This is a genomic window from Variovorax sp. 20P10.2.4 (assembly GCF_058244205.1).
Genome location: NZ_JBZAYE010001128.1, coordinates 1 through 1,305 on the forward strand (window position 1 = coordinate 1; position 1,305 = coordinate 1,305).

General features: G+C 71.1%; 1 protein-coding gene and 1 pseudogene. Both read right to left on the minus strand.

The window, feature by feature from the left end; genetic code table 11:
- A pseudogene (locus AC27VN_RS41685) lies at window positions 1–705 on the minus strand (SMI1/KNR4 family protein); the annotation flags it as partial.
- A gap of 65 nt (window positions 706–770) precedes the next feature.
- On the minus strand, window positions 771–1,305 hold a 535-nt coding region (locus AC27VN_RS41690; protein WP_490880543.1), incomplete at its 5' end, for a reverse transcriptase domain-containing protein.

Sequence of the window (1,305 nt, forward strand, 5' to 3'; positions counted from 1 at the left end):
CCAGTCGACCACGGCGCGGCAGTAGAAGGTGACCAGCTTGTCCATCAGGTCGATGTCCAGCCCGTGCGTCTGGTGGCGGTCGTCGATGTAGGCCAGCAGCGCGTGGCCCGAGTAGCAGTCGCCCGTGGGTGCGAGCGGGTCCTCGTCGAGGTGCAGCGCGGCGAAGGCGCCGAACAGGTCGTTCGCGACCACGCTCAGGCCGTCCTCGTGCAGCGCATGGGTCCAGGCCGGCGGCAGGCCCTGCTTCCAGGCCACGACCTGCCCGTGCTCGGCGCCGGGCTCGACCACCGTGTAGATGCGGTCGCAGTATTCGAAACCGCCGAAGGGCAGGTGCGTGAGCTTGCCGCGCCAGCGCAGGCCGTGGGTCTGCGCGCCTTCCTCGGCCAGTTCCTGCTCGTGCTCGATCCAGCCCTGCAGGTCGCGGTAGCCGTCGCTGCCGTCCCAGAACAGCTCCGACCAGCTGATGTTCTCGATGTTGCCGTTCATCTCGAGCGCGAGGTCGTAGTCGAGGCGTCCGCCCGCCGTGAGCCGCCACAGCGCGAGCAGCGGTTCGGGCAGCGGGCCCGCGCACATCGCCTGGATCGCCGAGATGCGGTGCGCCGGCATCGGCGGCTGCGCATCGAAGATCACCCGATCCGCGAACAGCGCCACGCCGTGTTCGCGCAGGGTGTCGAGTTCATCGGCCGAAAACTGGATGTCGTTCATGGCGCCTCCGTTGTTCCCAAAATGTAGCGCGCTGGGCCGTGGGGGCAATGGGTGCCACCCTCGGTTCAGGCGGGCGCGGCGCCGGCCGGCCACTCGATGCGATCGAACAGGCGCCGCAGCCGGGCCTGGCGCGTCGGGCTGAACTGGCCGAACCAGGCGATGCGCCCCAGCAGGTGGCCGCGGAAGTCGGAGAGCCCGGCGGCGTTCTGGCTCGCGGGGCCGTGCAGCGTGCATTGATGCAGCAGCGCGCGCAGGCGGTCGAAGTCGGCGCGCGGTGCATTGGGAAGGTCGTTGACGACCACGCCGGTCACGCGCTGCTGGCGGTGCCGCGGCATGCAGCGCAGCTTGCGCGGATGGAGCTCGAAGCCCTCGTCGGCCGCGATGCCGCCGACCCAGGCCCGCAGCGCATCGAAGCGCAGGCGCAGCGCCTCGTCGCCCGAGAACACCAGGTCGTCGGCATAGCGCGTGTAGGTGGCGCCGAAGACCCAGGCCAGGCCCTCGAGCCGCAGGTCGAGCCGGAAGGCGCAGAGGTTGGCCAGCGCGGGCGAGCAGGGCGAGCCCTGCGGCAGGTGCGGCTCGGCCAGCCGCTTGCCGCCCATG